The sequence below is a fragment of the Pseudomonas sp. 05N434 genome, from assembly GCF_056396965.1.
In genome coordinates this window covers 1-1,593 of the sequence record NZ_JBFTMK010000799.1, presented here as the reverse complement: position 1 = coordinate 1,593, position 1,593 = coordinate 1, and the positions used below count along the sequence as shown (strand labels likewise).

The following is a 1,593-nucleotide window of genomic DNA, read 5'->3' as shown; positions in this document are numbered from 1 at the left end:
GAATTGCTTGAACTGACTGTCCGTCGTCTGACTGAGGCCGGTTATATCTATATCGGCATGGACCATTTCGCCTTGCCGGACGATGAGTTGGCGCTGGCCCGGGCCAATGGCACGTTGCAACGCAATTTCCAGGGTTATTCCACCCACGCCGACTGCGATCTGATCGGTCTCGGGGTGTCCTCCATCGGTAAGGTCGGCGACAGCTACAGCCAGAGCGTCAAGGAGCTTTCTCAGTACTACGCTCGTATTGATCAAGGCTTGTTGCCTGTGCATCGGGGTTACCGGTTGAGCGCCGATGATCGGCTGCGCCGTGAAGTGATCAGCGATCTGATGTGCCACGGCCGGATCGACTTCGGCAAGTTTGAAGCGGGTCATGACATCTGCTTTACCGATTATTTTGCCGATGCGCTGATGCAACTCGACGAGCATGTTCGCGATGGCTTGCTGCAGATTCACAAAGACGCGTTGGTGTTGTTGCCACACGGGCATTTGATGATGCGCAGCGCCGCGATGGCGTTTGATGCCTACTTGGGCGGTGATCAAAAAGGCCGGTTTTCACGTACCGTTTGAAGTCCCCAGTGCTGGCGTCCGCGATGCCAGGAGGAAATGATGAGAACCGAGTTTCAGGATCGTTTGGCGGTGGTCACGGGTGCCAGTTCCGGGATAGGCCTGGCCCTGTGTGCGGCGCTGTTGCCGCGCGGGGTCAAGGTGCTGGCGATGTCACGGAAAATCGGGGAATTGCCGGCCTTGCAGCAGATCTATGGCGAGCGCCTGCAATGGTGTGCCGGTGACGTGACCTGTCAGGATGACCTGCAGGCGCTGGCCCAACGTGCATCGACACTGGGCCAGGTGGATTATCTGGTGCCCAACGCGGGTATCGCCGAAATGGCCGATAGCCTCGACATGCCGGCCTTCCAGCGTCAGTGGGCGGTCAACGGCGCCGGGGCGTTGAATACCCTGGCGGCGTTACGCGGGGAGTTGGCGAGTCCGGCTTCGGTGGTGTTTGTCGGCAGCTTCCTGACCGGCTCGAGTTTTCCCGGTCTGGCCGCCTGCATTGCCAGCAAGGCCGCGCTGGCGGCGCAGGCGCGCACGTTGGCGGTGGAATTCGCGCGTTATGACGTGCGCATCAATCTGGTCTCCCCGGGGCCGACCGCGACCTCGATGTGGGACAACCTGGGGTTGAGCGACGGGGAACTCGACGACGTTGCCGGCACCCTCGGCAAACGTCTGCTGCCCGGTCATTTCCTCGATGCGTCTGCGGTGGCCAACGTGATTGTTTTTCAGCTGTCTCAAGGCGCGCGGGGTGTTTATGGTCAGGACTGGAAAGTCGATAACGGTTATACCCTGAGCTGAAGAGGTGAACACAAACCCTGTGGCGAGGGAGCTTGCTCCCGCTCGGCTGCGTAGCAGTCGTAAAATCAGCACCTGCGTTTAATCTGAATGTACGCAGTGACTGCTTTTAGGGCCGCTTCGCGCCCCAGCGGGAGCAAGCTCCCTCGCCACAAGTGCGATGTGTATTTCGATGTTCAGACACAAAATCTAGTGCGACGTACCCTCGGCAAACTCGATTTTATTGCCCACGTTGTACTTACC

General features: G+C 59.2%; 2 protein-coding genes. Both read left to right on the top strand.

What is annotated here, in order from left to right; all coding sequences use genetic code 11:
- On the top strand, positions 1–570 hold a 570-nt coding region (locus AC1DLB_RS29520; protein WP_477786240.1), incomplete at its 5' end, for an oxygen-independent coproporphyrinogen III oxidase.
- A 39-nt stretch (positions 571–609) separates the two neighbouring features.
- A complete protein-coding gene (locus AC1DLB_RS29515; RefSeq protein ID WP_018927772.1) occupies positions 610–1,353 on the top strand; it encodes an SDR family NAD(P)-dependent oxidoreductase in 744 nt (247 codons plus the stop codon).
- Positions 1,354–1,593 lie beyond the last annotated feature (240 nt).

Bases quoted from the DNA above. Each gene is read 5' to 3' on its own strand.
- AC1DLB_RS29515 (WP_018927772.1), top strand. From the start codon at position 610: ATGAGAACCGAGTTTCAGGATCGTTTGGCGGTGGTCACGGGTGCCAGT.